The sequence below is a fragment of the Streptomyces spinosisporus genome, from assembly GCF_022698145.1.
Taxonomy (GTDB): domain Bacteria; phylum Actinomycetota; class Actinomycetes; order Streptomycetales; family Streptomycetaceae; genus Streptomyces; species Streptomyces spinosisporus.
Genome location: NZ_JALDAX010000011.1, coordinates 32,035 through 55,760, shown reverse-complemented (window position 1 = coordinate 55,760; position 23,726 = coordinate 32,035). Strand labels below are relative to the sequence as shown.

Below are 23,726 nucleotides of genomic sequence, written 5' to 3'. Positions count from 1 at the left end.
GCGGCGCGGCACACCGGCCTCTCCCGCCCGACGTTCCTGTCGATCATCGCTCACCATGGATTCCGGACGGGAATCCTGGAACGAGAAGAACGGACACCATGACCATCCGCGTGCTGCTCGCCGACGACCAGGCCCTCGTGCGGGCCGCCCTGCGGATTCTGCTCGACTCCTGCGACGACATGGAGCTGGTCGCCGAGGCCACCTGTGGCGGCGAGGCCGTCGCCCTCGCGCGCGTGCACCGCCCCGACGTCGTGATGATGGACATCCGGGTGCCCGGTACCGACGGCGTGGCCGCCACCTCCGAGATCTGCGCCGACCCCGGCGCGCCGGGCACGCGCGTACTGATCCTCACCACGCGCGAGATCGACGCGCGCGTGGCCGAGGCGCTGCGGGCGGGGGCGAGCGGCTTCCTGGACAAGGACGTGACGGCGGACGTGCTGCTCGACGGCATCCGGACGGTCGCCTCGGGGGACTCCCTGCTCTCCCCGCTCGCCACGCGCGCGCTGATCAGCCGCTTCCTGGCCGTCCCCGCACCTGACACACCGCTGATCACGTCCGGGGACCTCGCGGCGTTCACGGACCGCGACCGCGAGGTGGTCACCTGGGTCGCGGAGGGCCGCTCCAACGCGGAGATCGCCGAGCGACTCGACGTCAGCGCCGTCTCGGTGCGTACACAGGTCCGCCGTGTGATGACGGAGCTGGGCGTCCGTGACCGCGCCCAACTCGTCGTCCTCGCCCATCAGTCGGGCCTGGTGCGGACCCAGGCACCCGCGAACTGCTGACGGCCGACTGCGACTGCACAGTCGTGACGGTCCACTGCGACTGCACAGTCGTGACGGCCCACTGCGACTGCTCAGTCGTGACGGTCCACTGCGACTGCACAGTCGTGACGGCCCACTGCGACCGCTCAGTCGGCGGACAGCTTGTCCAGCCACTGCTCCAGCAGCGCGGACTCGGCCGCCGTGAACCTCGGGGCCTGCTCGGCCCGCAGCCGGGCGGCGAGCGTCGCGGCGGCCACCGGGACGGCGTTGTCGGGCCCGCTCGGCTCCGCGGTATCGGCCGGACGGGTCAGCGAGTCCAGTACGGCGTCGCGCAGCCGCTCGGAGAACTGCGGGTCCGGATACTGCTCCGGCCGGGTCAGCATCGACAGGGCCGCTCCGACGTTGGCGGACATGATCATCTGCGTCGCGAGCGCCGGCGGAACGGTCAACCGCCCTGCGGCGGCGCAGCGTTCGAGAATCCCGTGCAGCAGCGCGTGTGCCTCCTGGGCCGCCGCGGGCGGGACCGTCAGCTCGGGCGAGTGCATCAGGCGGTAGTGATGGGGGTGCTCCAGCGCGAAGCGCATGTGGTTGTCCCAGCCGCTTCTGAGGTCGGCGACCGGGTCGTCGCTGGGCCTGGCCGCCCGCTTGGACGCGAGGTACTCCTCGAAGCCCCGGTCGACCACGGCGGCCAGCAGGCCCGCCTTGTCGCCGAAGAGCCGGTAGAGCATCGGCGCCCCCACCCCGGCCGCCTCGCACACCGCGCGCGTCGAGACATCCGCGGCCGACGCCTTGGCCAGCAGGTTCGTGGCCGCCTCCAGGATCTTTTCCCTCGCATCCATGGGTCCACGGTACGCCATTCGTAGCGGCGATACGAATCGGGGTGTACCAACGCTACGAACCTGTGTTACCGTCGATACGAAGACGCCGTAGCAACGCTAACAGCGAAGGAAGCAGCCATGACCACGCAGCCCCACACGGACCGGCGCGTCGCGATCGTGACCGGTGGATCACGAGGCATCGGCCGGCAGGTCGCGCAGCGGCTCGCCGCCGACGGATTCGCCGTCGTCATCGGGTACGCCGGCAACAAGGACGCGGCCGACGAGGCCGTCGGCGCCATCGAGAAGGCCGGCGGCACCGCGTTCGCCGTCCGCGCGGACGTCGGCGACGAGACCGAGATCGCGTCCCTCTTCGACCAGGCGGAGGCGGCATACGGCGGTGTGGACGCGGTGGTGCACGCGGCCGGCCGGATGCCCCTGTCCCCCGTCGCGGAGCTCGACCTCGGCGAGCTGGACGCCCTGTACCGCACCAACATCCGCGGCACGTTCGTCGTCGACCAGCAGGCCGCCCGCCGGCTGCGCTCCGGCGGAGCACTCGTCAACTTCTCCAGCTCGGTGGTGGGCCTCGCCTTCCCCGGTTACGGCGCCTACGCCGCGAGCAAGGGGGCCGTCGAGGCCCTGACCCTGATCCTCGCGCGCGAACTGCGCGGCCGCGACGTGACCGTGAACGCCGTCGCGCCCGGCCCCACGGCCACTGCGCTCTTCCTCGACGGCAAGGATGATGAGACCGTCGCCCGCCTGGCCGCACAGCCGCCGCTGGAGCGCCTGGGGACGCCGGACGACATCGCCAACGTCGTGGCCTTCCTGGCCGGCCCCGAGGGCCACTGGGTCAACGGACAGGTCCTGCGGGCCAACGGCGGCATCATCTGACGGCGCGCCGTCCTCGGAACAACTGCGGGACATCGAGAGGAACAGCCATGAACGACAGCAAGGTCATTCTCGTCACCGGCGCCTCCAGCGGTTTCGGCGCCCTCACCGTCCGCGCGCTCGCCGAGCGCGGCCACACGGTCTACGCGGGCATGCGCGCCCTCGACACACGCAACGCCCGCGCCGCCGCCGACCTCGCCGCACACGCCGACGAGCACAAGGTGGACCTGCGCGCCGTCGAGCTGGACGTGACCCGGCAGGACAGCGCGGACGCCGCGGTCGCCCGCGTGGTGGACGAACAGGGACGCCTCGACGTCCTGGTGCACAACGCCGGGCACATGGTGCTGGGTCCGGCCGAGGCCTTCACCCCCGAGCAGCTGGCGGACGTCTACGACACCAATGTCCTCGGCACCCAGCGCGTCAACCGGGCGGCCCTGCCCCAGCTGCGCCGCCAGGGACAGGGGCACCTCGTGTGGATCGGCTCCTCCAGCACACGCGGCGGCACCCCGCCCTTCCTCGCCCCGTACTTCGCGGCGAAGGCCGCCATGGACGCCCTCGCGGTGAGCTATGCCGCCGAGCTCATACGGTTCGGGATCGACACCTCGATCGTCGTGCCGGGCGCCTTCACCTCGGGCACGAGCCACTTCGCCCACGCCGGGACCCCGGCCGACACCGACCGTGCCGCGGAGTACGACACGCGGTACAAGACGCTGATGGCCGATGTCAACGAGCGACTGGCGGGCCTCATGCCGCCGGACGCGGACGTCTCCGAGGTGGCGGACGCCGTCGTCAGGACCGTCGAACTGCCGCACGGCAAGCGGCCGTTCCGGGTCCATGTGGACCCGAGCCAGGACGGCAGCGAGGTCGTCTCCGCGGTGGCCGACCGGATCCGGGTGGAGTTCTTCCGCCGGGTGGGGCTCGAGGACCTGCTGATGCCGGCGGCCAGCCTGTAGGCAGCGCCGTTCAGGGGAAACCGGCGGGCGGGGCGAATGGCGGGAGGCGGCGGCGTCGACATCTGACCCCGTGACGCTCCCTCTGATCCGCCCCATGCTCGCCACACCCGGGTCGCTGCCTCCGGCCGCGCAGGACGCCCGCTGGGCCTATGAGACCAAGCAGGACGGGCAGCGCGTGGTGGTCTACGCCGAAGGGGACGGCGGTCTCCTGCTGCGGGCCCGGTCCGGGGAGAACATCACCGCCGCATACCCCGAGCTGCAGTCGCTGGCCGCGATGCTCGGGACGGCGCCCGCCGTGCTGGACGGCGAGGTGCTGGCGCTGGACGAACAGGGCCGCGCCGACTTCCAGTTGCTGCAGTCCCGCATGGGGCTCGCGCACGCTCCGGCCAGGGCGGCGCGCCAGGCCGCGAAGGTGCCCGTCCACCTGATCCTGTTCGATGTGATGCATCTGACGGGGCAGCGCCTGACCGGACTTCCCTACACCCGGCGGCGCCGGCTGCTGGAGGAGCTCGGCCTCGACGGTCCGTTCTGGTCCACGCCCTCCGCCCTCGTCGGGCACGGCGAGCAGGCCCTGCGGGCCACCCGGGAGCACGGTCTGGAGGGCCTGGTCTGCAAGCGGCTGGACTCGGTGTACGAGCCGGGGGTGCGTTCGCGGGCCTGGGTCAAGATCCGCAACATGCGGAGCGAAGACGTGATCGTGGGCGGCTGGCTGCCCGGCAAGGGGCGGCTGTCGGGACTTCCCGGCGCCGTGCTCGTCGGGCAGCGGAGGGACGGCCGGCTGCGGTACGTGGGCGGAGTGGGCACCGGGTGGAGCGAGGCCGAGCGGATCCGTCTCGCCGAGTTGCTGCGGGCGTCGGAGACGGCCGAGTGCCCCTTCCACCCGGTCCCGGCGGCGCCGGGAGCGCACTGGGTGCTGCCCAGGCTGGTCGGCGAGGTCCGCTACAGCACCCGTACCCGGGCCGGAATGCTGCGACAGCCGTCCTGGCTGCGGCTGCGGCCCGACCTCGCCCCCGAGGACGCCGCGGCCGACCTGCCGGACGACCTGCCGGACGACCTGGGCTGACGTCCCGTCATGAACCGAATATTGGGCTGCGTTTCACCACTGGTACGCCTGTGACCTCTTGGCGCGGAAGGGAAAACTCGGGATCCTGAACTCCCCTTCCCCCCACAGCCGTTGGGCTGGGCCCGGACCCCGAGGAGGACGCAGTGGCGTCACCGAAGTTCAGGACCAACCGCAGACGATTCCTGACCGGCCTGGCCGGTGCGGCCGCGCTCGTCGTCGCCGTTCCCGGCGTCGCCTTCGCCGCGCCGCCGCAGGCGCTGCCCGTCAATGCGGAGGCCGCGGAGCTCACTTACCAGCCGGCCTTCGACTACGACACGGACGGCTGCTACTCCACCCCGGCGATCGGCCCCGACGGCACCATCAACGGCGGCCTGAACCCGACCGGCGCGCTCAACGGGCAGTGCCACGACGCCTCCGACCTCGACAACACCAACAGCTACTCGCGCTACAAGTGCAACAACGGCTGGTGCGCCTACATGTACGGCCTGTACTTCGAGAAGGACCAGGCCATCGCGGGCAGCAGCATCGGCGGGCACCGCAACGACTGGGAGCACGTGGTGATCTGGGTGCAGGACAACCAGGTCAAGTACGTCTCGACGTCCAACCACGGCTCGTTCACCGTGCACGCGACGTCCGAGGTCCGCTACGAGGGCACCCACGCCAAGATCGTCTACCACAAGGACGGCATCAGCACGCACTGCTTCCGGCTGGCGAACTCCAACGACGAGCCGCCGGAGAACGACAAGCACACCTGGCAGTACCCGCCGCTGGTCGGCTGGAACGGCTACCCCGCGGGCCTGCGCGACAAGCTGAGCGCGTACGACTTCGGTAGCGCCAACTTCGGCCTGAAGGACAGCAACTTCGCCTCGCACCTCTCGTCGGCGAAGCCGTCCGGGATCGCGTTCGACCCGAACGCCTGACACCGCGACCGTTCACCGGACGGCTCGTCCCACCGGACGCCTCGTCACACCGCGACCGTTCACCCCACCGCTCGTTCCACCGCTCCCGGAGGCATGCTGGCTCCGGGAGCGGGGAAGGGCGGATCATGAGAGTCGACGTCGACGGAGTCAGGAGCCGCGGGCGGTTGTCACGGCGGAGCCTGCTGGCCGCGACAGCACTTCTCAGCCTGGCGGGTGCGGGGTCCCGGGCCCGGGGTAACGGCTACACCATGCCCGTCCTCACCTTCGCCGACCCCGTCACTCGACGCAGCCTCGGCACCCTCTACACGGCCGCGCTCACGGCCCTGGCCGACACTCACACCGTCCACGCCGACCCGGCGGTCTACGACAGGGCGGGGCTGCTCACGCACCCGCCGGGCACGATCGTGGGCGCCGGTGGCGGCTATCCCGCGCCGCAGCGGTGGACACGGGACGCGGCCGTCAACGCCTGGAGCGCGGCGAGCCTGCTGGCACCGGCGGTCGGCCGCAACACCCTGTTCTCCGTGGTCGACCGCGGCCCGCACGGACCCATCGTGCAGCAGGACGACCAGTGGTGGGACCAGGTCGTATGGATCCTCGCCGCCCGGCACCACTACCGGGTCACGGGCGACCGGGACTTCCTGGCCGAGGCCCACCGCACCGGCGCCAACACCCTTGCCGTACGCCGGGGCAGCGACTTCGACACCGACGCCGGCCTGTTCCGGGGCCCCGGCTTCATGAACGACGGCATCTCCGGCTACCCCAGCCCACCGGCCTCACCGGACGTGCGCTCCTCCTTCATCCTCGACCATCCCGGCACCGAACGGCTGATGTGCCTGTCGACCAACTGCCTCTACGTCGGCGCCCAGTCGGCCCTGGCGGACATGGCCGACAGCCTCGGGGACACGGAGCAGGCGGCATCGCTGCGCGCGGACGCGGCCCGTCTGCGAAAGGCGATCGACCGCCACCTGTGGCGCGAGGAGACGGGCACCTACGCCTACCTCCGCCACGAGGACGGCACGGTCGACACCTCCCAGGAGGGCGCCGGCCTCGCCCTCGCCCTTCTCTGCGAGGTCGCGGACCCCGCACGGGCGGGCCTGATCCTGGACCACACGCACTGGCAGCCGCACGGCGTCGTCGACGTGTGGCCGCACTTCCCGCGCTTCGACGACGCCAGGCCCGGACGGCACAACGTCATGGTGTGGCCCGTCGTCCACGGGCTGTTCGGCAACGCGGCCGCCGCCGCGGGCCGCACCGACCTGTTCGCCCGGTCCGTCGAGCGACTCGCCGGCCTCGTCGCGGGCAGCGGCATGGGCTTCCACGAGGTCTACGACTCCGTCGGCGGCGAGGTCGACGGCGGCTGGCAGGAGGGCGGCAGCGGGCGGATGGAGCACTTCGTCTCGCAGCCCGACCAGGCCTGGTCGGTCACCGCGTATCTGCGCCTGATCCACGAGGGCCTGTTCGGCCTGACGTTCACCGAGGACGCCGTAGAGCTACGGCCGTGTCTGCCCGAGCACTGGGGTCCGGTGGCCTTGCGGGGTCTGCGCTACCGGGACATGACGCTCGACATCGCTCTGAGCGGTGGCGGCAGCCGGGTGCGGTCGTGCACGGTCGACGGGCGTCCGGCGGAGCCCGTCGTGCGCGCCGACGGGACGGGGCACCACACCGTGGACCTGGTCCTCGGGGTCTAGGCCCTCAGGCGTGCCGGGCTTGGTTCCCGCGCCCGATCCCCCGCCGCCGTCCGCTGCCTAGCGTCGACTCCATGGAGACGAGCGACACGAGCGGACAACTCGAAGAAGCCCTGGAACGGGTGCACGCGACGGGACCGGAGCGCCTCGGCCGGCTCTCCAACCACGCCCCCATGGTCGTAGAGGCGCTGGCAGCACGCGGGCAGGCGGGGGCGGTGCATCGTTGGCTGGACCTGTACCGCGGCAAGCTGGAGGACTTCCCCGACCGGGTGGCACCCGTCACGGACGACAACTGGCGCTCGGCGCTGGGCGACGTACGCCGGGCCGCCGACTGGATCGACCACTTCTCCCGCACGCTCGACGAACGGCCCTGGCGGAGCGTGCTCGCCGAGTGGTGGCCGCGGCTGCTGCCCGGCATGTACGGCGGCGCCACGCATCCGGTGATACGGGTCGGCCATGCCGTACGCACACTGGAATCCGGTGAGAACGCCCCCCGCCGCGCCGAACTCGCCCATGCCCTGGGCTACTGGGCGGCGCGTCACCACACCGTCTCCGGCGTCGCCGCGCTGCCCGCCGCACCGACGGCCGCGGCCTCGCTGGACGCCGTACCCGCGATCGAAGAGGGCCACCAGGGGTTCCCGGACCGGCTGGCCGCCGTGCACCGACTTCCGTCGTGGGCGGCGGAGGTGAGCGATCCGGCGGCCGCGCGGGAGCGGCTCACCGAGCTGGTGACGGCGGCGACACACCGGTACGCCACCCATGGGCACGGCGAGCCGACCATGCTCGTCCACGCCGCGACCGCCCCCAACGCCGTGCTGCGCACGCTGGATTCACTGCCGGGCGAGCTGTGGGCGCCGAGTCTGCACGCGGCATGGACGGCGTCCGCGGCGGTCACCGCGATGTACGCGCCGGCCGGGCCCGTCAACTACGCGCCCGCGTCCCGCCCAAGCCCGGAGGACGTCGTGGAGCGGGCGCTCGCGCACGGCGACGAGCACGTCATCAAGTTCGCCGACACGGCCCTGGACATCGGTGACGAACAGGCTCTCGCGGCGGCCGTGCGGGCGATCGAGATGAGCGAGCCGCTGGTCTGACCCCGACACACGAACAGGTCTGCCGGGCCGTGCGGCCCGGCAGACCTGTGCCGTCGTGCTACGTCGTGCTGCGTCGCGCGCTACCGGCGACGTGCCGCCGGATCGTGCGTGACCGTGTCCGAACCCTTGGCCGCGGAGACCGGACCGGAACCACCGGATCCGGCGCCCGCGACGGCCGGTTCCTGCGGCCGGTCGGCGTGTCCCGGCCACCATGCCGCATGACCGATCAGCGCGGTCAGACTGGGCGTGAAGAACATCGCCATGACGAAGGCGGCGACCGCGATGCCGAAGGAGACGGCGAAGCCCATCTCCGTGAGCAGCGAGTTGCCCGCCAGCATCATCGTGGCGAAGGTCGCCGCCAGGATGAAGCCGGCCGCGGCCACGGTCGGGCCCGCGTGCCGCAGGGCCATGCCCGCCGCCTCACGCGGTTCTCGGCCCTCACGGGCCTCCTCCCGCAGCCGGGCGATCATGAGGATGTTGTAGTCCGTCCCGATGGCGACCACGAAGAGATACATGATCACCGGGAGCATGAACATCAGGCCCGAGTGCCCCTGCGCCTCCTGGAAGATCCACACCGTGGCTCCCAGGGTGGCACCGAAGCCGAGACCCACCGAGGCGATCAGATACCAGGGGGCGACCACACTGCGCAGCAGCAGCCCCAGGATCACCATGATCAGTACCGCGGCGACGGGGAAGACGGTGCGGTAGTCGTGGTTGACCGCCGTGTCGATGTCCTTGTAGATCGAGGACATGCCCCCGACGAGGGCGTCGGTGCCGTCCGGGGCGTTCGCGTGCGCGACGTCCCGCACCCGGTCCACGGAGTCGATCGCCTGGTCCGTGGAGGCCTCGTACTTGAGCGTGACGGTGAAGTCCGCGGTGGTGCCCGCCTTGTTGACCTGGGTCATACGGGCACTCGCCACGCCGTCCACCGACCGCAGCGCCGCCGCGTACGAGTCGAAGACCGACTTGTCGAGCGGCTTGCCGTCGGTGCTGGAGAGATAGACGTCGGTGGGGGCGGCCGCGCCCGCCGAGTACGCCGTCTGCATCTCGTCCTGGACGACCATCGACTCCTTGGTCTTGGGCATGGAGCCCGAGGCCAGGTCGAATGTGGCGTTGTAGCCGAAGACGCCCAGCGAGAGCGCGACCAGGACCAGTCCGGAGATCCCGGCGGTCAGGGCGGGGCGCCGCTGCACCCCGCGCCCGAGGGCGGCGAAGCGCGCGTTCTCCGGCTCGCGCTGCCAGGTCTTGGAGGGCCAGAACACCTTGGGCCCGATCAGTGAGACCACGGCCGGGATCAGGGTCAGACCCGCGATCAGGGTGACGGTGACGGCGATGGCCAGCGCGGGACCCATCTGCTTGAGGAAGCCCAGCGTGGACAGCACCAGCGCGAGGAAGGCGATGATCACCGCCCCGGCCGCCGAGGCGATCGCCTCGCCGACCCTGCCGACCGCGTTGATCATGGCCGTCTTGGGTTCGTCGCCGGCGCGCAGGCGTTCCCGGTACCGGAACATCAGGAACAGGAAGTAGTCCGTGCCCACGCCGAACAGCACGACGATCAGGATCGAGGAGATCGAGCTGTTGGCCTGCAGATCGAACAGCTTCGTGGCGTACGCGATCAGTCCGTTGGCGATCGCCGAGACCACGCCGATCAGGATCAGCGGAAGCACTGCCAGGATCGGCGCCCGGAAGATGATCAGCAGCGTCACCAGGATGATCGCGAAGGTGCCGATGCCGATCAGCGCCTCACCGCGCTTGGACGAGTCCTGCTGGTCGAGGGCCTGGGCGGCCGATCCGCCCAGCTTGGCCTCCAGATCGGTGCCCTTGGTCAGGGCTTTGACGTCGTCACGCAGCACCTTGGCCGCGTCGGCCTGTTTGGGCTGGCCGGCGTTCTTGCTGTCCATCTGGACCAGGGTCATGGTGTACCTGCCGTCCTTCGACGGCTGGCCGGGGACGACCTTCTGCACCTGGTCGATGTGCTTGTCGCCCAGTTCCTTGGTGATCCGGGCGACGTCCTTCTTGTCGGCGGCGGTCAGCTTGCCGCCGTCGGTGCGCTGGTAGAGCGCGATCGCGGACGGGGTGAAGGCGCTGGGGAAGGCCTTCTCCTGGAGATCCGCCGCTTTGATGGACTCATAACTCTTGGGTAGGAAACTGCTCTCGTCGCTGTTCGAGGGCAGGCTCGGTGCGGTGGCGACGATCGCCACCGCAGCGATCAGCCAAGCCACGATCGTCCAGACGGGATGTCGGACGACCGTGCTGCCAATACGTCGGAACATGCGGAAGGTCCTCCTGGCCAGGAAGATCACCGCAGCCCGGGGAGCGGACCCTGGCATCGGCGACCCCGACCGGCACACACCGCATGCACCGGTCGAACGGTTGTCTTGGGTCAGAATGGTAGTGACCTTGAAAAGGATCGCTCACGGTGGTCCGGAAAAACGCGTGGCGTCACGCCGGATGGCCGGGCGGGATGTCCATGGCGTCGGCCAGCCGCAGCAACGGGCCGTCGCTGCGCCCGCCCCATTCCACGGGCCTGAGGACGAAGCCGACGTGATCTCCGCCGTCGACGCGGTCCTCGACCACGCCCACGAACCAGGCCGCGGCGTCCTCCAGGACGACCGAGCCGCCGTACCCCTGTCTCCACCGCACCTCTGCCGGTACGAACTTGTCGGTGCGGTCACCGGTCCGTCCGCCGAAGTGGGCCGCCAGCCCGTGCTGCTCACGCGTCAGCAGATGGACCGCCAGACATTCGGCGGCGCGGGCTGCTCCATAGGTGTGGTTGGCCTTGGATATCCACACCACGTACCGCACGGGGTCGATGGAGCACTGGGAGGAGAAGCCGACCAGACACCCCGAGCGCTCGGTGTCCGTGGCGGCCGTGACCACACACATGTCGGGGTTGAGCCGACTCATGAAAACGTCGATGTCGTCCGCCATGTCCCCCCCAGTCGGATCTCGCTGACCTATGAGGGTAGGCCCTTGCCTCCGACGGCGTTCAGTTCGGTGAGGATGTCCTGCGGCAGTTCCAGAGCTGCGCCGCGGATGTTCTCGCGCAGGTGCTGCGCCGAGGACGTGCCGGGGATGAGGAGCATGTTGGGCGAGCGCTGCAGGAGCCAGGCCAGTGCCACCGACATGGGGGTGGAGTCCAGGCGTGCGGCGACCTTGGTCAGGGCGTCCGACTGCAGCGGTGACATACCGCCCAGCGGCCAGTACGGCACATACGCGATGCCCTGGCGTGCGGTGCTGTCGACGAGCGCGTCGTCCTGGCGGTTGGCGAGGTTGTAGAAGTTCTGCACGCACACCACGGGCGCGATCGACTGGGCCTCGGCGAGCTGCTCCGCGTCGACCGTGCTCAGGCCGAGGTGGCGGATCAGCCCCTGGTCGCGCAGTTCGGCCAGGGCGCCGAACTGTTCGGCGATGGAGCCGGGTTCGGGCGAGTCGAGGCCGCCGACGCGCAGGTTCACCACGTCGAGGGCTTCCAGGCCGAGGCGCTGCAGGTTGTCGTGGACCTGTTGCACCAGTTCGGCCGGGGTGCGGGCGTGCGGCCAGCCGCCCTGCTCGTCGCGGCGGGCGCCGACCTTGGTGACGATGTGCAGGCCGTCCGGGTACGGGTGGAGGGCCTCGCGGATGATCTCGTTGGTGATGTACGGGCCGTAGAAGTCGGCCGTGTCGATGTGCCGGATACCGAGGTCGACCGCCGTGCGCAGAACGGCGATCGCGGCGTCGCGGTCCTTCGGCGGGCCGAAGACGCCCGGACCCGCCAACTGCATGGCGCCGTAGCCGAACCGGGTGAGGGTGAGGTCGCCCGCGCGGTAGGTGCCGCCGGGGAGCTGGTTGCCAGTCATGATTCCCTTCCGCTCACCGGCTTCTCCGGGAGCTGTTTCGACCGTAGGAATCCGCGGCGGACATAGCCTGTGCCCCGGTCATCCTGGGGGTGACAGGGCCAGGCAGAGTGCCGGTGGGGCTCGTAGGATCGAGGGCATGAGCAGGCCGAATGCGCTCGGAGAGTACCTTCGGGCCCGTCGTGAGCTGACCGATCCGACCGACGCGGGGCTCCCCGTCGTCGGCGTACGCCGCACCCCCGGGCTGCGCCGTGAAGAGGTCGCCACGCTGGCCGGGATCAGCGCGGACTACTACCTCCGGCTGGAACAGGGCCGGGACCGCAATCCGTCCCCTCAGGTGCTGGAGTCGCTGGCACGGGTGTTCCGGCTGGACGCGATCGCCACGGAGCATCTGCTGAGCCTGTCCACCGCCCGCCCAGCGGCGCGCCGGCGGGCACCCCGCGAAGTGGTGCCCCCGGGGATCCTGCAGCTGCTCGACGCGATCAACCTGCCGGCGTTCGTGGAGAGCCGGATGTTCGACGTGCTCGCCGCGAACCGGCTGGCCGGTGCCGTGTCACCCAACCTCCGTCCGGGGGTGAACCGGCTGCGCACGATCTTCCTCGACCCCGCCGAGCAGGCGCTCTACCCGGACTGGGAGAAGACGGCCGGCGGACTCGTCGCGGGGTTCCGGGCCTCCGTGGGCGGTGACGTCGACGATCCGCGGATCGTGCAGCTCGTCGGCGAACTGTCCCTGGGCAGCGACAAGTTCCGGCGCCTGTGGGCCCGGCACGACGTCACGGCACTCGCCGGGGGGTCGCTGGCGCTGTGCCATCCGCAGCTCGGCCGACTCGAACTGGGCCGCGAGAAACTGCCGATCGCCGACTCGGGTGGGCAGATCTTGGCGATCTATCACGCCGAGCCGGGGTCGGAGTCGGCGCGCGCACTGGAATCGCTCCGGTCGTCGGTCCACGCCGCCACGGACAACTCGTCGGCGTCGGGCGCGGGTTAGCGCCGACGGGACGAAGGGGGCAGCCGCCTCGCGGCGCACGGCTTGCGCCCACTGCACGGGACACGGCGCAGCGCGGGCGCCTCGCCTCGGGAGACGCGGCGAGTTTTGCGACGGCCCGGGGGCTCCGGCTCTTCCGGGGGTTCTGGTCATCCGGTGCTACGGCGGTTTCGAGCTCCGACCGCCGCACCGGGGCCCGGCGCAGTTTTTCCGCCGGACAGCCGCGCGGTCACGCCGTCGGGCGGGCGAAGCCGACGCACTGCACCGGAGTTGACGCAGCCGCGACCGCTTCGCGCGACGCCGCCACCTTCGCGGCAGCCCCGGCGGGCCCCGGCCCTCAGGGGCCCCGACCTCCCCGGAGCACCAGCCGTGCCCGCATCGGGTCCGGTGCCGGTCGCGTGAGGGTGGTGTCGTTTCGCTGACACGCCCTCGCGGGGTTACGGCGTTGGCTTTTCGCGGGCCCGGCGGGCTGCGTTGGCCAGGTCCAGGTCTGTGGTTTCCGGGGCGAGGAGTTGGGAGACGAGGCCGCCGATGGCGAGGACGGCGGCGCCGATCAGGAGGACGAAGCGGGCGCCGTAGTGGTCGAGGCCCATCGGGAGGAGGAAGGTGCCGATCGCTGCCCCGACCCTGCTCATCGCGGTGGCGAAGCCGACGCCCGTGGCGCGCAGGGAGGTGGGGAAGACCTCCAATGGGTACACCGCGGTCAGGGCGCTGGAGGCGGCGTTGAGGAAGATGAAGAACAGGAATCCGCAGACGATGACGGGGGTCGAGGACGGCCACACCGCGACCAGTGCGAGACAGCCGGCGGTGATCCAGAACGGCGGGATCAGCAGCCGGCGGCGGCCGATGCGGTCCACGACGAGACAGCCGGCGGTGACACCGGCGACCGCGGTGAAGGAGTAGACGAGAAGCGCCGCCACCGCGTTGTCGCCCATGTTCAGGGCCTCGAAGACCTGCGTCCAGTACGTGCCGATGGCGAAGTACGGCAGCACGAGGGCGGCCCAGAAGACGCTGGCGAACACCGTGCTGCGGAGGTGCTCCTTGCGGAACAGAGCCCGGAATCCGGCCTGTTGGGTCGCCGTGCGCTCGTCGAGTTCGGCGGTGACGTCGATCTCGATGCCGTACTTCTCGATCAGCGCCTCGGCCTCCTCACGGCGCCCCTTGCTCAGCAGCCAGCGGGCCGACTCGGGGATGCCGCCCCGCAGCGACACGCACACCACGGCGAGGACCGCGCTGCTGGCCAGCGACCAGCGCCAGCCGCCGTCGACGTCCTCGAAGACGGCGCCGACGACCGTGGCCAGGGCGTAGCCGACGTACCAGCTGATCTCCAGGCTGGCGAGCAGACGCCCGCGCCCCTGCTTGGGGGCGTACTCCGACAGCAGCGGGGCGCCGATGGCGTACTCCCCGCCGATCGCCACACCCATCACCAGCCGGATGAGGAAGAGCTGCATCCCGTCGGTGACGAAGAACTGCAGCACCGAGCCGACCAGGAAGATCAGCATGTCGGCCAGGAACACCGGGCGCCGTCCGTAGCGGTCGGCGAGGCGGCCGAAGAGCGGGCCACCGACGAAGATGCCGATGAGCGGTGACGCGCCGACCAGGCCCTCCATCAGGGTGGAGAGATGGAGGTCGGCGGTGAGGGCGGTCATCGCCATGCCGATGCCGCCGATGACGTAGCCGTCGATGCCCTCGCCGATCTGGGTGGCGAGCTTCAGCTTGGTGTGCAGGCGGCGGCGTTCGCGCACGTGGTCGGGGGCTTGGGTGGTGCTGGGCGGTATCGCAGGCGTCGTTGCCATGTGCGGTCCTTGTCGTGAGCGGCGGGAGCGGATCGGGGCCGGTGTGAATGCGGCGTGTGGAGGGGGGTGTGGATGGGGCGTGTGGAGGGGGGTGCGGATCGGGGGGAACCGGGAGGGGTGGCGAGGACGGGACGGAACGGGGCGGCGGAGGTGGTCAGTCGGTCCAGTCCAGGGCGATGTACTGCGTCTCCAGGAAGGCCTCGATGCCCTCGCGCCCACCCTCCCTGCCGAGCCCTGACTGCTTGACGCCGCCGAACGGGGCTGCGGGGTCGGACAGCAGGCCCCGGTTGACGCCGACCATGCCGGCCTCCAGGCGTTCGGCGATGCGGAGGGCGCGGCCGACGTCGCGGGAGTAGACGTACGACGCGAGGCCGTGGACCGTGGCGTTGGCGCGGGTCAGCATCTCCTCCTCGTCGGTGAAGGTGCTGATCGGTGCGACGGGGCCGAAGACCTCCTCGTGCAGGATGCGGGCGTCGTCGGGGACGTCCACGAGGACGGTCGCGGGGTGGAAGTGGCCGGGGCCGTCCGGCACCGTGCCCTGCGCGGCGATCACCGCGCCACGGTGCACGGCGTCGTCGACGAGGGTGCGGATCTTGTCGACGGCGGCCCGGTTGATCATGGGCCCGAGGGTGACGCCCTCCTCAAGGCCGGGTCCGGTGCGTACGGCGCTCATGGCGGCGCCGAACTTCTCGGTGAACTCGGCGGCCACGTCGGCGTGGACGTAGAAGCGGTTGGCGGCGATGCAGACTTCGCCGCCGCCGCGCATCTTGGCGTCCATGGCGCCGCGTACGGCCGCGTCGACGTCGGCGTCCGCGCAGACCACGAAGGGGGCGTTGCCGCCGAGTTCCATGGTCACGTTGACGACGTTCGCCGCGGCCTGTTCCAGCAGCCGCTTTCCGGTGGCGGTGGAGCCCGTGAAGGAGAACTTGCGCACGCGCTCGTCGCCGAGCCAGGCGGAGACGACCTCGGGGGCGCGGTCGGTGGGCAGGACGTTGACGAGTCCGGCGGGTACTCCGGCCTCGGCGAGGAGCGCGGCGACCGCGAGTGCGGTGAGCGGGGTCTCGGGGGCGGGCTTGAGCAGGACGGGACAGCCGGCCGCGAGCGCGGGGGCGATCTTGCGGGTGGCCATCGCGGCGGGGAAGTTCCAGGGCGTGACGAAGGCGGTGACGCCGACGGGGTGCCTGCGCACGACATGCCGGAAGCCGCCGCCCGGGGCGTCGCCGAAGGAGGAGCCGATGCGTACGGCCTCCTCGGCGAACCAGCGGAAGAACTCGGCGGCGTAGCCGACCTCGGCCACCGCGTCGCGCAGGGCCTTGCCGTTCTCCAGCACGATGAGGCGGGCCAGGGAGTCCTGGTGGGTTCGCATCGACACGAAGGTGTCGTGCAGGATCTCCGAGCGCCGTCGCGGAGGTGTCGCGCGCCATTCGGCCGCGGCCGACTGCGCCGCCTCGATCGCCGCACGGGCGTCCTGCTCGCCCGCCGAGGAGACCTCGCGGATCAGGTCGCCGGTGGCCGGGTCGTGGAGGGAGTAGGTGCGTCCGTCGGCTGCCGGAAGCCATCGGCCACCGAGGAGTACGTCGCCGTCTCCGAGCGGGGCCTTGGCCAGGAGGTCGATACCGGCGAGGGTCATGAGCTGCTCTTTTCTCCGTTCCGGACGGGATCTCGTCCGATGCGCGGTGAATTTACGAGCGCGTCATGGGGGCGACAAGGTGACTCCGGCGGATCGCAACGCGGGTTGCTGTGAGGGCAACTCACCGATCACACCCGGGAGTACGCCGAGACCGCCACACGCAGCGCTACGGCACCCACGCGAGCCGCACCCACCCGACAGGCGTGCACCACGCTCACGCGAGCTGCGCCGGACCCTCCGCCACGCGCCGCGCTGACGCCAACCCGTGCCGGGGGCTGTCAGGCAAGCACCACACCCACGCCAACCCGCGTCCGGCTGTCCACGCTGCACCCCGCCCACGCCACCCGCGTGCGGCCCTCCAGCAAGCACCACACCCACACCACCCGCGTCCGGCCGCCCGGCAAGCACCACACCCACACCAACCACACCCGCCAGCCACCACGCACCACGTTCACGCCGAACCACACCTGGCCAGCCGCCACGCACCACCCTCACGCCAACCCGCGCTGGGCCGTCCACCATGCACCACGCTCACACCAACTCACACCAGGCCGTCCGGCAAGCATCACGCTCCCGCCAGCCCGCGCCGAGCCGTCCAGCCCGCATCACGCCCACACCAACCCGCGCCGAGCGTCCACCCCGCACCACGCTCACACCAACCCGCGCCGGACCGTCCGGCAAGCATCACGCTCCCGCCAACCCACACCCTCCCGACCGCCAGCCAAGCCCCACACCCACCCCAACCACCCCGCACCCACCGCCCTCAAGCCACCCGACACCCCACCAGCAGACCAGCCCGCACCCCTCACACGCACGCAACCCCCACCCGCTCAGCCCGCCGGCCAGGCACCCCCCGCGCTCATGTCAACCGCGCCCGAACCCCCGAAGTACGCCTCGGCTCCCAGCCCAGCAGCATCGACACGCGGGCTGCCGCTCGGGCCGTGGTGCGGCCCGCCTCGTCGAGGCGGTCGCCGAGTCTGGTCTTGGGGGCGGAGATGTTGATGGCGGCGACGACGCGGCCGCGGAAGTCCCGGATGGGGGCCGACACGCCGACCAGGCCCTCCTCGAACTCCTCGCTGACGCGCGCGTATCCCCGGCGTTTCGCGTCCTGTATGAGGGTCCACAGGTCCTGGACGGGCATCTCGCTGCTCGTGCCGAAGCGGACGTAGAGCTCGTCGGGGGTCGCGTCGGCCAGCAGTACCCGGCCCGCGGACAGCTGCCAGGCGGGCACGCCGCGCCCCTCCCAGCCGTGGACGCGGAAGGAGTGGCCGGAGACCGAGAGCAGGGTGAGCACGTCGCGGTCGCTGAGCACGCACAGGTGGCTGGTCTCCTCCAGTTCCGCCGACAGGGTGTGCATGACCGGTTCGGCGACACGGACCAGCCGGCTCTCGGAGGTGCGGGCCACCATCGAGTACAGCCGCCAGCCGAGCCGGTACTCCAGGGTGTCGGGATCGCGTTCGACGATGCCCTCGGCGGCCAGGGTTTTCAGGGCCCGGGAGACCTGGGTCTTCTCGCGGCCCACCAGCTGTGCGAGGCGTACCACGCCGAGGCCGCCCGCCTGCTGCGCCTCGTCGGAGGCGAGGGCTTCCAGGAGGTCGATGTCACGGCGGAGCCCGTGCCCGCGCGCGGCGGAGGAGGAGTCGCTCACGGCCGTCATCGTATGCCTGCCGACCGGTCGAGGAACGCCCAGGTCAAGCACCGAGTTGTCAGCAGAGCAACCGGCATTTCGATTCCCGTGACCGCCTTGCGGGCGCCTGTCGCCAGACCTAGATTCGCGACATCGGCCCGGAGGAAACTGCGCTGAATGCGAGGTTCGTCCCGGACCTCGGCGTACCCCGCGTACCCCGTGTACCCCGCGTTCCTCCCGCATCCCGCCGTACCCCACACAACCCCCTTCCCAGGTCCAGGAGTTGCGATGCCCCCCTTTGCAGCGACCGCGCTGATCGGCGAGTCCTTCGTCGGTGACGGTGCGAACGCCGCGCACACGAACGTCGTGATCGGCCGCAAGGGCGGCCCGGTCGAGACGGCCTGGGCGACCGCGCTGGCCACACCGAGCGCCGGGCACGTGCCGTTCATGACGGTCGTGCGCCCGTCGGTGCCGGTGAAGCCGCTGACGCTGTTCGTGAACAAGGCCGCCGCCTCGGGCGAACTGCACGAGCGCGCCACCTGGGGGTCCGCCCAGGCCGGGCTGGCGCAGGGCGTCCTGGACGCCGTGGCCGCGGGCCTGATCCCCGCCGACGACGCGGACGACCTGCTGATCATCGCCGCCGTGTGGGTCAACCCGGCCGTCGACGACCTCGACGTGTCCTTCCGCAACCAGCGGGAGGCCGCGCACGGCGCGATCCGGGCCGCCGTGACGGGCACGCCGTCCGTGGCCGACGCCCTGGACGCGGCGAAGGCCGGACCCGCCAACCCCTTCTACGCACCCTCGCCGGAGGCCCTGGTCCGATGAAGATCACCGACATCACGCTGGACCGCCTCCGGCTGGAGCTGGACCCGCCCTTCCGGGCGGCCTGGGACCCGGAGCCGCGCCGGCACTTCGACGCCACGATCGTCCGGGTGCACACCGACGAGGGGATCACCGGCATCGGCTCCGGCGACCTCATGGACGGCTTCGAGACCTACAAGCACCTGTTCGTCGGCGAGGACCCCCTCGACATCACCCGGCACGTCCGCGCGATCGAGACCGCCAACTTCCACGGCGCCCACTACTGGCCCCTGGAGGCGGCCCTGTGGGACGTCATCGGCAAGGTGCACGGCCGACCGGTGGCGGAGCTGTTCGGCAACGCGTCGAAGAAGCTGCCCGCCTACGCCTCCTCCGGCGAGCTCAAGTCCCCCGAGGAGCGCGTCGCGACGGCCCTGAAGGTGCGCGAGGCGGGCTTTCGCGCGCTGAAGATCCGCATCGACCGCGACCGCGTGGACGAGGGGATCGCGGCCGTGCGGGCCGTGCGCGAGGAACTCGGCGACGGCTTCGAGATCATGGTCGACCTCAACCAGTCCTGGCGGATGGCGGGCGACACCGCGCACGCCTCGGACCTGGCCAAGACCCGCAGGACCATCGCCCGGCTCGCCGAACTGGACGTGTTCTGGGTCGAGGAGCCGCTGCCGTACGCCGACCTGAACGGCTTCAAGCGGCTGCGCGCCGAGAACCCCGGCGTGCGCATCGCGGCCGGCGAGATGCACCACTCCCCCACCGAGCTGCTGCGCTATCTGGAGGAGGACGCGCTCGACATCTACCAGATGGACGTCGTGCTCGCGATCGGCATGCAGCGGGCCCGCACCCTGGCCGAGCTGGCTCACCTGAAGCACCGTCAGTTCACCCCGCACAGCTGGACCAACGGCATCGGCGTGCTCGCCAACCTGCATGTCGCGGCGGGCGTCGGCGGCGGCCCCTTCTTCGAGTTCCCCTACGACCCGCCCGGCTGGACCCCCGAACGCCGGGACTTCATGCTCGCCGAGCCGGTGCGGGTGAACGCCGACGGCTGTCTGGAAGTGCCGGACAGGCCGGGCCTCGGCGTCGAGCTGGACGAGGACGCGATCGACCGCTGGAGGATCAAGTGACGTACACCATCGAGGAGTTGCTGCAGCGGTCGCACGAGGAGTGGCAGGCCGCGGCCGACAAACTCACCTTCGACACCCGTCCGTTCGTCGACGGCGCCTTCACCGACGCCACGTCCGGCGACAGCTTCTCCAGCGTCTCGCCGCGCGACGGCAAGGTGCTCGCCGAGGTGCAGGCGGCCTCCGCCGAGGACGTCGACCGGGCCGTACGGTCCGCCCGTGCCGCCTTCGAGGACGGCCGCTGGCGCGACCTCGCGCCCAAGGAACGCAAGCGGATCCTGCTGCGCTGGGCCGAGTTGATCCTCCGGCACGCCGAGGAGCTGGCCCTGCTCGACACCCTGGAGATGGGCAAGCCCATCACGGAGTCGGTGCGGGTGGACGTGGCCAAGACCGCCGAGACCATCGCCTGGTACGCGGAGGCGATCGACAAGTCGTATGACGAGATCGCGCCGACGCCCGGTGACGCGCTCGCGCTGATCACCCGGGAGCCGCTCGGTGTCATCGGCGTCGTCGTGCCCTGGAACTACGCGCTGCTGATCGCCAGTTGGAAGCTCGGCCCGGCGCTCGCCACCGGCAACAGCGTCGTGCTGAAGCCCGCAGAGCAGACCTCACTCGCCGCGCTGCGGCTGGCCGCGCTGGCCACCGAGGCGGGGCTGCCGGACGGCGTCCTGAACGTGGTCCCGGGCCGGGGCGAGGTCGCGGGGCAGGCGCTGGGCCGCCATCCCGAGGTCGACAAGATCGCCTTCACGGGTTCGGCGGAGGTCGCCCGGCTCTTCCAGGTCTACGCGGGCGAGTCCAACGGCAAGCAGGTCGCCGTCGAGGCGGGCGGCAAGTCGCCCCAACTGGTGCTGGCCGACGCCGACATCGAGGCCGCCGCGTCCGCCGTGGCCTGGGGCATCTTCTACAACGCCGGGCAGACCTGCAACGCGGGCTCCCGTGTCGTCGTGCACTCCTCGGTCAAGGACCAACTGCTGGACGCCGTACGGCGGATCACCGCCGACACCTTCCGCGTCGGCGACCCGCTGGACCCGGCCACCGTGATGGGCCCGATCGTCGACGAGACCCAACTCGCCAAGATCCTGGGCTACATCGAGCGCGGCCGGCAGGACGGCGCGACCGTGCTCTTCGGCGGCGAGCGCGTCCTCGCCTCCACCGGCGGCAGCTTCGTCGAACCCACCGTCCTGGACGGCGTGGACAACACCTCCGTCGTCGGCCAGGAGGAGATCTTCGGCCCGGTCCTCGCCGTGGTGTCCTACGACGGCGACGTCGACGAGGGCGTACGGCTCGCGAACCAGAGCGACTTCGGGCTGGTCGCCTCCGTGTGGACGCGGGACGTGACCGTCGCCCACCGCACGGCGAAGCGGCTGCGGGCTGGCACCGTCTGGATCAACACCTTCGACGCCAGCGACGTCATCACGCCGTTCGGCGGCTTCAAGGCGACCGGCGCGGGCCGCGACAAGTCCCTGCACGCGCTGGACGCGTACACCGCGCTGAAGACCACCTGGATCAACCTGGGCTGAACGGCCCTGCCCCCTTAGAGCACCGCCCCGCACTACACCCCCTGCACCACACGCCCTGCACCACCCGCCCGTACCACACCGCCACCTAGCGAGGACTTTGATGAGGATCGGTTTCATCGGCCTGGGCAACATGGGACGTCACATGGCCCGCCACCTGATCCACGCGGGACACCTGGTCACCGTGCACGACACCCGGCCCGAGGCCGGCGTGGAACATCTCGCGCTCGGCGCCCGCTGGGCCGACTCCCCCGCCGAGTGCGCCAGGGACGCGGAGTTCCTGATCACCATGCTGCCCAACCCGCGGATCGTCGAGGACGTCCTGCTGCGCGGCGGGGCGGCCGAGGCGCTGCCGGAGGGCGCCCTGTGGATCGACATGTCGACGTCCACGCCGGCCGCGGCCGACCGGGTGGCGTCCGATGTGCTGGACGCCCGCGCCGTGCGCCGTCTCGACGCCCCGGTCAGCGGCATGGCCCACGGCGCCGACGCGGGGATGCTGCAGATCTTCGTCGGCGGAGCGGACGACGACTTCCGCATCGCGCTGCCCGTCTTCGAGGCGATGGGCGACCCGGACCGGATCCTGCACGTGGGGCCGCTCGGCGCGGGCTACACGGTCAAGCTCATGATCAACCTGCTCTGGTTCACCCATCTCGTCGCCTCCTCGGAGGTCCTGGCGATGGGTGTCAAGGCGGGCGTCGACCTGGGGGTGCTGCGCAGCGCGCTGCTGGCGAGCCCGGCCGCCTCCTCCTTCATCGAGCGCGACCTCATGAGCGTGCTCACCGACGGTGACTACGACGACTCCTTCGCCATGGCCCTCGCCTGCAAGGACCTCGGCCTCGCCGTCGACCTGGGCCGCGACGTCGGTGTCTCCACCGAGCTGTCGGCACTGGTCGAGCAGATCTACCGCCGGTCCAAGGCCCAACACGGCGATCTCGCGGGTGAGATGAGCCCGATCCGCCTCTACGAGGCGCTCGCGGGACGGGAGTTCCGCCTGCCCAACCCGACCGTGGCGTTCGACGACGCGACCGTCACGGTCTGACGCCCGACCTTTCAGGAGCCGCACCCATGAACTCCCTTACTCCTCTGAGCATCGACGGCATCTGCCGCGTCGAGTTCGGACCCGGCCGCATCGACCGGCTCCCCGCACTGATCGCGGCGACCGGGCACACACGGGCGTTCGTCGTCACCGACCGCGGGCTGCGCGCGGCGGGCGTCGCCGAACGCGTCCTGAAAACCCTGGACTCCGCGGGCATCGAGTACGCGGTGTACGACGAGGTGGCGCCCAACCCGTCCACCGGCAACGTCGACGCGGGCGCGGCGCGGGCCCGCGCGTTCGGTCCGGCCGCGGTCGTCGCGCTCGGCGGCGGCTCGGTGCTGGACGCGGCGAAGGGCATCTCGCTGCTCGTCGGCAATCCGGATGCGGTGGCCGCCGACGCCGACCATCTGTGGGACGGCGCGGACGGGTTGCCGTTGGTCGCGATCCCCACCACCTCCGGCACCGGGGCCGAGACCAACGGCTTCGGAGTCATCGAGGACGCCGCAGCCCACCGCAAGGTCTACATCGGGCACCCGTCGGTCCGCCCCCAAGTAGCCCTGCTGGACCCCGAGTTGACGCTCGGTCTGCCTGCCGCTGCCACCGCCGCCACCGGCATCGACGCCCTGGTGCACGGTATCGAGTCGCTCGCCTCGCGCGGCGCGAACCCGTTCTCCGTCGCCTACGCCACGCAGGCCGTGACCCTGGTCAGCCGCGCGCTGCCGGCCGCGTACCGGGACGGCTCGGACCTCGACGCCCGCGCCGAACTGATGATGGGCGCGCATCTGGCCGGCCAGGCCCTCACGCTCTCCGGCCTGGGCCTCGTGCACGGCATCGGCCACGCCCTGACGGCGCACACCGGCACACCGCACGGGGTCGCCCTGGCGGCCGTACTGGAAGAGGTCATGGAGTTCAGCGCGCCCGCGGCCCGGGACGCGTACGAGCAGGCGGGACGGGCCATGCGCCTCGACCCGCCCGCCGACGGCGACTGGGCGCGGGCCACCGTGGCCGCCGTACGGGAGATTTCCGCGGCGTTGGACATCAAGCGTCCGCTGCGCGAGCTGGGCGCCGACCGTCCGATGCTGTCCTCCGTGGCGGCGGGTGCGGTCGCGGACGCGGTGACCAAGAACGCTCCGCGGATTCCAGAGACGGCCGAGGTGCTGGAGATTCTGGAGCGGACGTACTGAGGCGCGCG

At 71.3% G+C, this 23,726-nt stretch carries 20 protein-coding genes; 13 read left to right on the top strand and 7 right to left on the bottom strand.

The features are described from left to right. The first annotated feature begins 98 nt into the window (after positions 1–98). Positions 99–782, top strand: coding sequence for a response regulator transcription factor (locus tag MQN93_RS26650; RefSeq protein WP_016433103.1), 684 nt, complete (start codon positions 99–101; stop codon positions 780–782). A 125-nt stretch (positions 783–907) separates the two neighbouring features. Here the strand turns inward: MQN93_RS26650 and MQN93_RS26645 are convergent, their stop codons facing one another. Further along, on the bottom strand, positions 908–1,600 hold the full coding sequence (locus MQN93_RS26645) for a TetR/AcrR family transcriptional regulator (protein ID WP_242711550.1): 693 nt from the start codon (positions 1,598–1,600) through the stop codon (positions 908–910). A gap of 117 nt (positions 1,601–1,717) precedes the next feature. Here MQN93_RS26645 and MQN93_RS26640 point away from each other — a divergent pair, with 117 nt between their 5' ends. From MQN93_RS26640 to MQN93_RS26615, 6 genes are all read left to right on the top strand, one after another. Beyond that, on the top strand, positions 1,718–2,467 hold the full coding sequence (locus tag MQN93_RS26640) for an SDR family oxidoreductase (RefSeq protein WP_242711549.1): 750 nt from the start codon (positions 1,718–1,720) through the stop codon (positions 2,465–2,467). 47 nt (positions 2,468–2,514) lie between these two features. Then, the gene (locus MQN93_RS26635; RefSeq protein ID WP_016433106.1) at positions 2,515–3,417 is read left to right on the top strand and encodes an SDR family oxidoreductase; all 903 of its coding nucleotides are present in this window, start codon (positions 2,515–2,517) and stop codon (positions 3,415–3,417) included. Between the two features lie 70 nt (positions 3,418–3,487). Then, positions 3,488–4,480, top strand: coding sequence for a non-homologous end-joining DNA ligase (gene ligD / locus MQN93_RS26630; RefSeq protein ID WP_242711548.1), 993 nt, complete (start codon positions 3,488–3,490; stop codon positions 4,478–4,480). Between the two features lie 143 nt (positions 4,481–4,623). Continuing rightward, positions 4,624–5,400 (top strand): NPP1 family protein, encoded by a 777-nt coding sequence (locus MQN93_RS26625; RefSeq protein WP_016433108.1) that lies wholly within the window; start codon positions 4,624–4,626, stop codon positions 5,398–5,400. Between the two features lie 248 nt (positions 5,401–5,648). Further along, complete coding sequence (locus MQN93_RS26620; protein ID WP_242711547.1) at positions 5,649–7,088, top strand: MGH1-like glycoside hydrolase domain-containing protein; 1,440 nt, start codon at positions 5,649–5,651, stop codon at positions 7,086–7,088. 71 nt (positions 7,089–7,159) lie between these two features. Beyond that, positions 7,160–8,176 (top strand): questin oxidase family protein, encoded by a 1,017-nt coding sequence (locus tag MQN93_RS26615; protein WP_242711546.1) that lies wholly within the window; start codon positions 7,160–7,162, stop codon positions 8,174–8,176. Positions 8,177–8,256: 80 nt separating this feature from the next. Here the strand turns inward: MQN93_RS26615 and MQN93_RS26610 are convergent, their stop codons facing one another. The 3 genes from MQN93_RS26610 to MQN93_RS26600 form a co-directional block, all read right to left on the bottom strand. Next, positions 8,257–10,449 carry an MMPL family transporter gene (locus MQN93_RS26610; protein WP_016433111.1) on the bottom strand — a complete coding sequence of 731 codons (2,193 nt, stop codon included), beginning with the start codon at positions 10,447–10,449 and terminating at the stop codon, positions 8,257–8,259. A gap of 169 nt (positions 10,450–10,618) precedes the next feature. Then, a complete protein-coding gene (locus MQN93_RS26605) occupies positions 10,619–11,107 on the bottom strand; it encodes a flavin reductase family protein (protein WP_242711545.1) in 489 nt (162 codons plus the stop codon). Between the two features lie 26 nt (positions 11,108–11,133). Beyond that, complete coding sequence (locus tag MQN93_RS26600) at positions 11,134–12,015, bottom strand: oxidoreductase (protein WP_242711544.1); 882 nt, start codon at positions 12,013–12,015, stop codon at positions 11,134–11,136. A gap of 136 nt (positions 12,016–12,151) precedes the next feature. On the opposite strand from MQN93_RS26600, the gene MQN93_RS26595 reads away from it, so the two are divergent. After that, positions 12,152–13,000, top strand: a complete 849-nt coding sequence (locus MQN93_RS26595) for a helix-turn-helix transcriptional regulator (RefSeq protein WP_242711543.1) — start codon at positions 12,152–12,154, stop codon at positions 12,998–13,000. A gap of 434 nt (positions 13,001–13,434) precedes the next feature. On the opposite strand, the gene MQN93_RS26590 is transcribed toward MQN93_RS26595, so the two are convergent. From MQN93_RS26590 to MQN93_RS26580, 3 genes are all read right to left on the bottom strand, one after another. Continuing rightward, positions 13,435–14,793, bottom strand: coding sequence for an MFS transporter (locus MQN93_RS26590; RefSeq protein ID WP_242711542.1), 1,359 nt, complete (start codon positions 14,791–14,793; stop codon positions 13,435–13,437). A 154-nt stretch (positions 14,794–14,947) separates the two neighbouring features. Beyond that, complete coding sequence (locus MQN93_RS26585; RefSeq protein WP_016433116.1) at positions 14,948–16,423, bottom strand: NAD-dependent succinate-semialdehyde dehydrogenase; 1,476 nt, start codon at positions 16,421–16,423, stop codon at positions 14,948–14,950. An 859-nt stretch (positions 16,424–17,282) separates the two neighbouring features. After that, on the bottom strand, positions 17,283–18,080 hold the full coding sequence (locus MQN93_RS26580; RefSeq protein ID WP_242711541.1) for an IclR family transcriptional regulator: 798 nt from the start codon (positions 18,078–18,080) through the stop codon (positions 17,283–17,285). Between the two features lie 258 nt (positions 18,081–18,338). Between MQN93_RS26580 and fae the strand changes: the two genes are divergently transcribed. From fae to MQN93_RS26555, 5 genes are all read left to right on the top strand, one after another. Continuing rightward, positions 18,339–18,875, top strand: a complete 537-nt coding sequence (fae, locus tag MQN93_RS26575; RefSeq protein WP_242711540.1) for a formaldehyde-activating enzyme — start codon at positions 18,339–18,341, stop codon at positions 18,873–18,875. Next, positions 18,872–19,984, top strand: coding sequence for a mandelate racemase/muconate lactonizing enzyme family protein (locus MQN93_RS26570; RefSeq protein WP_242711539.1), 1,113 nt, complete (start codon positions 18,872–18,874; stop codon positions 19,982–19,984). The genes fae and MQN93_RS26570 overlap by 4 nt, the downstream gene beginning before the upstream one ends. Further along, on the top strand, positions 19,981–21,501 hold the full coding sequence (locus MQN93_RS26565; protein WP_016433120.1) for an aldehyde dehydrogenase: 1,521 nt from the start codon (positions 19,981–19,983) through the stop codon (positions 21,499–21,501). Before MQN93_RS26570 ends, MQN93_RS26565 begins: the two co-directional genes overlap by 4 nt. A gap of 100 nt (positions 21,502–21,601) precedes the next feature. After that, the gene (locus MQN93_RS26560; protein WP_242711538.1) at positions 21,602–22,537 is read left to right on the top strand and encodes an NAD(P)-dependent oxidoreductase; all 936 of its coding nucleotides are present in this window, start codon (positions 21,602–21,604) and stop codon (positions 22,535–22,537) included. A 26-nt stretch (positions 22,538–22,563) separates the two neighbouring features. Then, positions 22,564–23,718 (top strand): iron-containing alcohol dehydrogenase family protein, encoded by a 1,155-nt coding sequence (locus tag MQN93_RS26555; RefSeq protein ID WP_242711537.1) that lies wholly within the window; start codon positions 22,564–22,566, stop codon positions 23,716–23,718. The last annotated feature ends 8 nt before the right edge of the window (positions 23,719–23,726 follow it).

Bases quoted from the DNA above. Each gene is read 5' to 3' on its own strand.
- MQN93_RS26650 (WP_016433103.1), top strand. From the start codon at position 99: ATGACCATCCGCGTGCTGCTCGCCGACGACCAGGCCCTCGTGCGGGCC.
- MQN93_RS26645 (WP_242711550.1), bottom strand. From the start codon at position 1,600: ATGGATGCGAGGGAAAAGATCCTGGAGGCGGCCACGAACCTGCTGGCC.
- MQN93_RS26640 (WP_242711549.1), top strand. From the start codon at position 1,718: ATGACCACGCAGCCCCACACGGACCGGCGCGTCGCGATCGTGACCGGT.
- MQN93_RS26635 (WP_016433106.1), top strand. From the start codon at position 2,515: ATGAACGACAGCAAGGTCATTCTCGTCACCGGCGCCTCCAGCGGTTTC.
- MQN93_RS26620 (WP_242711547.1), top strand. From the start codon at position 5,649: ATGCCCGTCCTCACCTTCGCCGACCCCGTCACTCGACGCAGCCTCGGC.
- MQN93_RS26615 (WP_242711546.1), top strand. From the start codon at position 7,160: ATGGAGACGAGCGACACGAGCGGACAACTCGAAGAAGCCCTGGAACGG.
- MQN93_RS26610 (WP_016433111.1), bottom strand. From the start codon at position 10,449: ATGTTCCGACGTATTGGCAGCACGGTCGTCCGACATCCCGTCTGGACG.
- MQN93_RS26605 (WP_242711545.1), bottom strand. From the start codon at position 11,107: ATGGCGGACGACATCGACGTTTTCATGAGTCGGCTCAACCCCGACATG.
- MQN93_RS26600 (WP_242711544.1), bottom strand. From the start codon at position 12,015: ATGACTGGCAACCAGCTCCCCGGCGGCACCTACCGCGCGGGCGACCTC.
- MQN93_RS26595 (WP_242711543.1), top strand. From the start codon at position 12,152: ATGAGCAGGCCGAATGCGCTCGGAGAGTACCTTCGGGCCCGTCGTGAG.
- MQN93_RS26590 (WP_242711542.1), bottom strand. From the start codon at position 14,793: ATGGCAACGACGCCTGCGATACCGCCCAGCACCACCCAAGCCCCCGAC.
- MQN93_RS26585 (WP_016433116.1), bottom strand. From the start codon at position 16,423: ATGACCCTCGCCGGTATCGACCTCCTGGCCAAGGCCCCGCTCGGAGAC.
- MQN93_RS26580 (WP_242711541.1), bottom strand. From the start codon at position 18,080: ATGACGGCCGTGAGCGACTCCTCCTCCGCCGCGCGCGGGCACGGGCTC.
- fae (WP_242711540.1), top strand. From the start codon at position 18,339: ATGCCCCCCTTTGCAGCGACCGCGCTGATCGGCGAGTCCTTCGTCGGT.
- MQN93_RS26570 (WP_242711539.1), top strand. From the start codon at position 18,872: ATGAAGATCACCGACATCACGCTGGACCGCCTCCGGCTGGAGCTGGAC.
- MQN93_RS26560 (WP_242711538.1), top strand. From the start codon at position 21,602: ATGAGGATCGGTTTCATCGGCCTGGGCAACATGGGACGTCACATGGCC.
- MQN93_RS26555 (WP_242711537.1), top strand. From the start codon at position 22,564: ATGAACTCCCTTACTCCTCTGAGCATCGACGGCATCTGCCGCGTCGAG.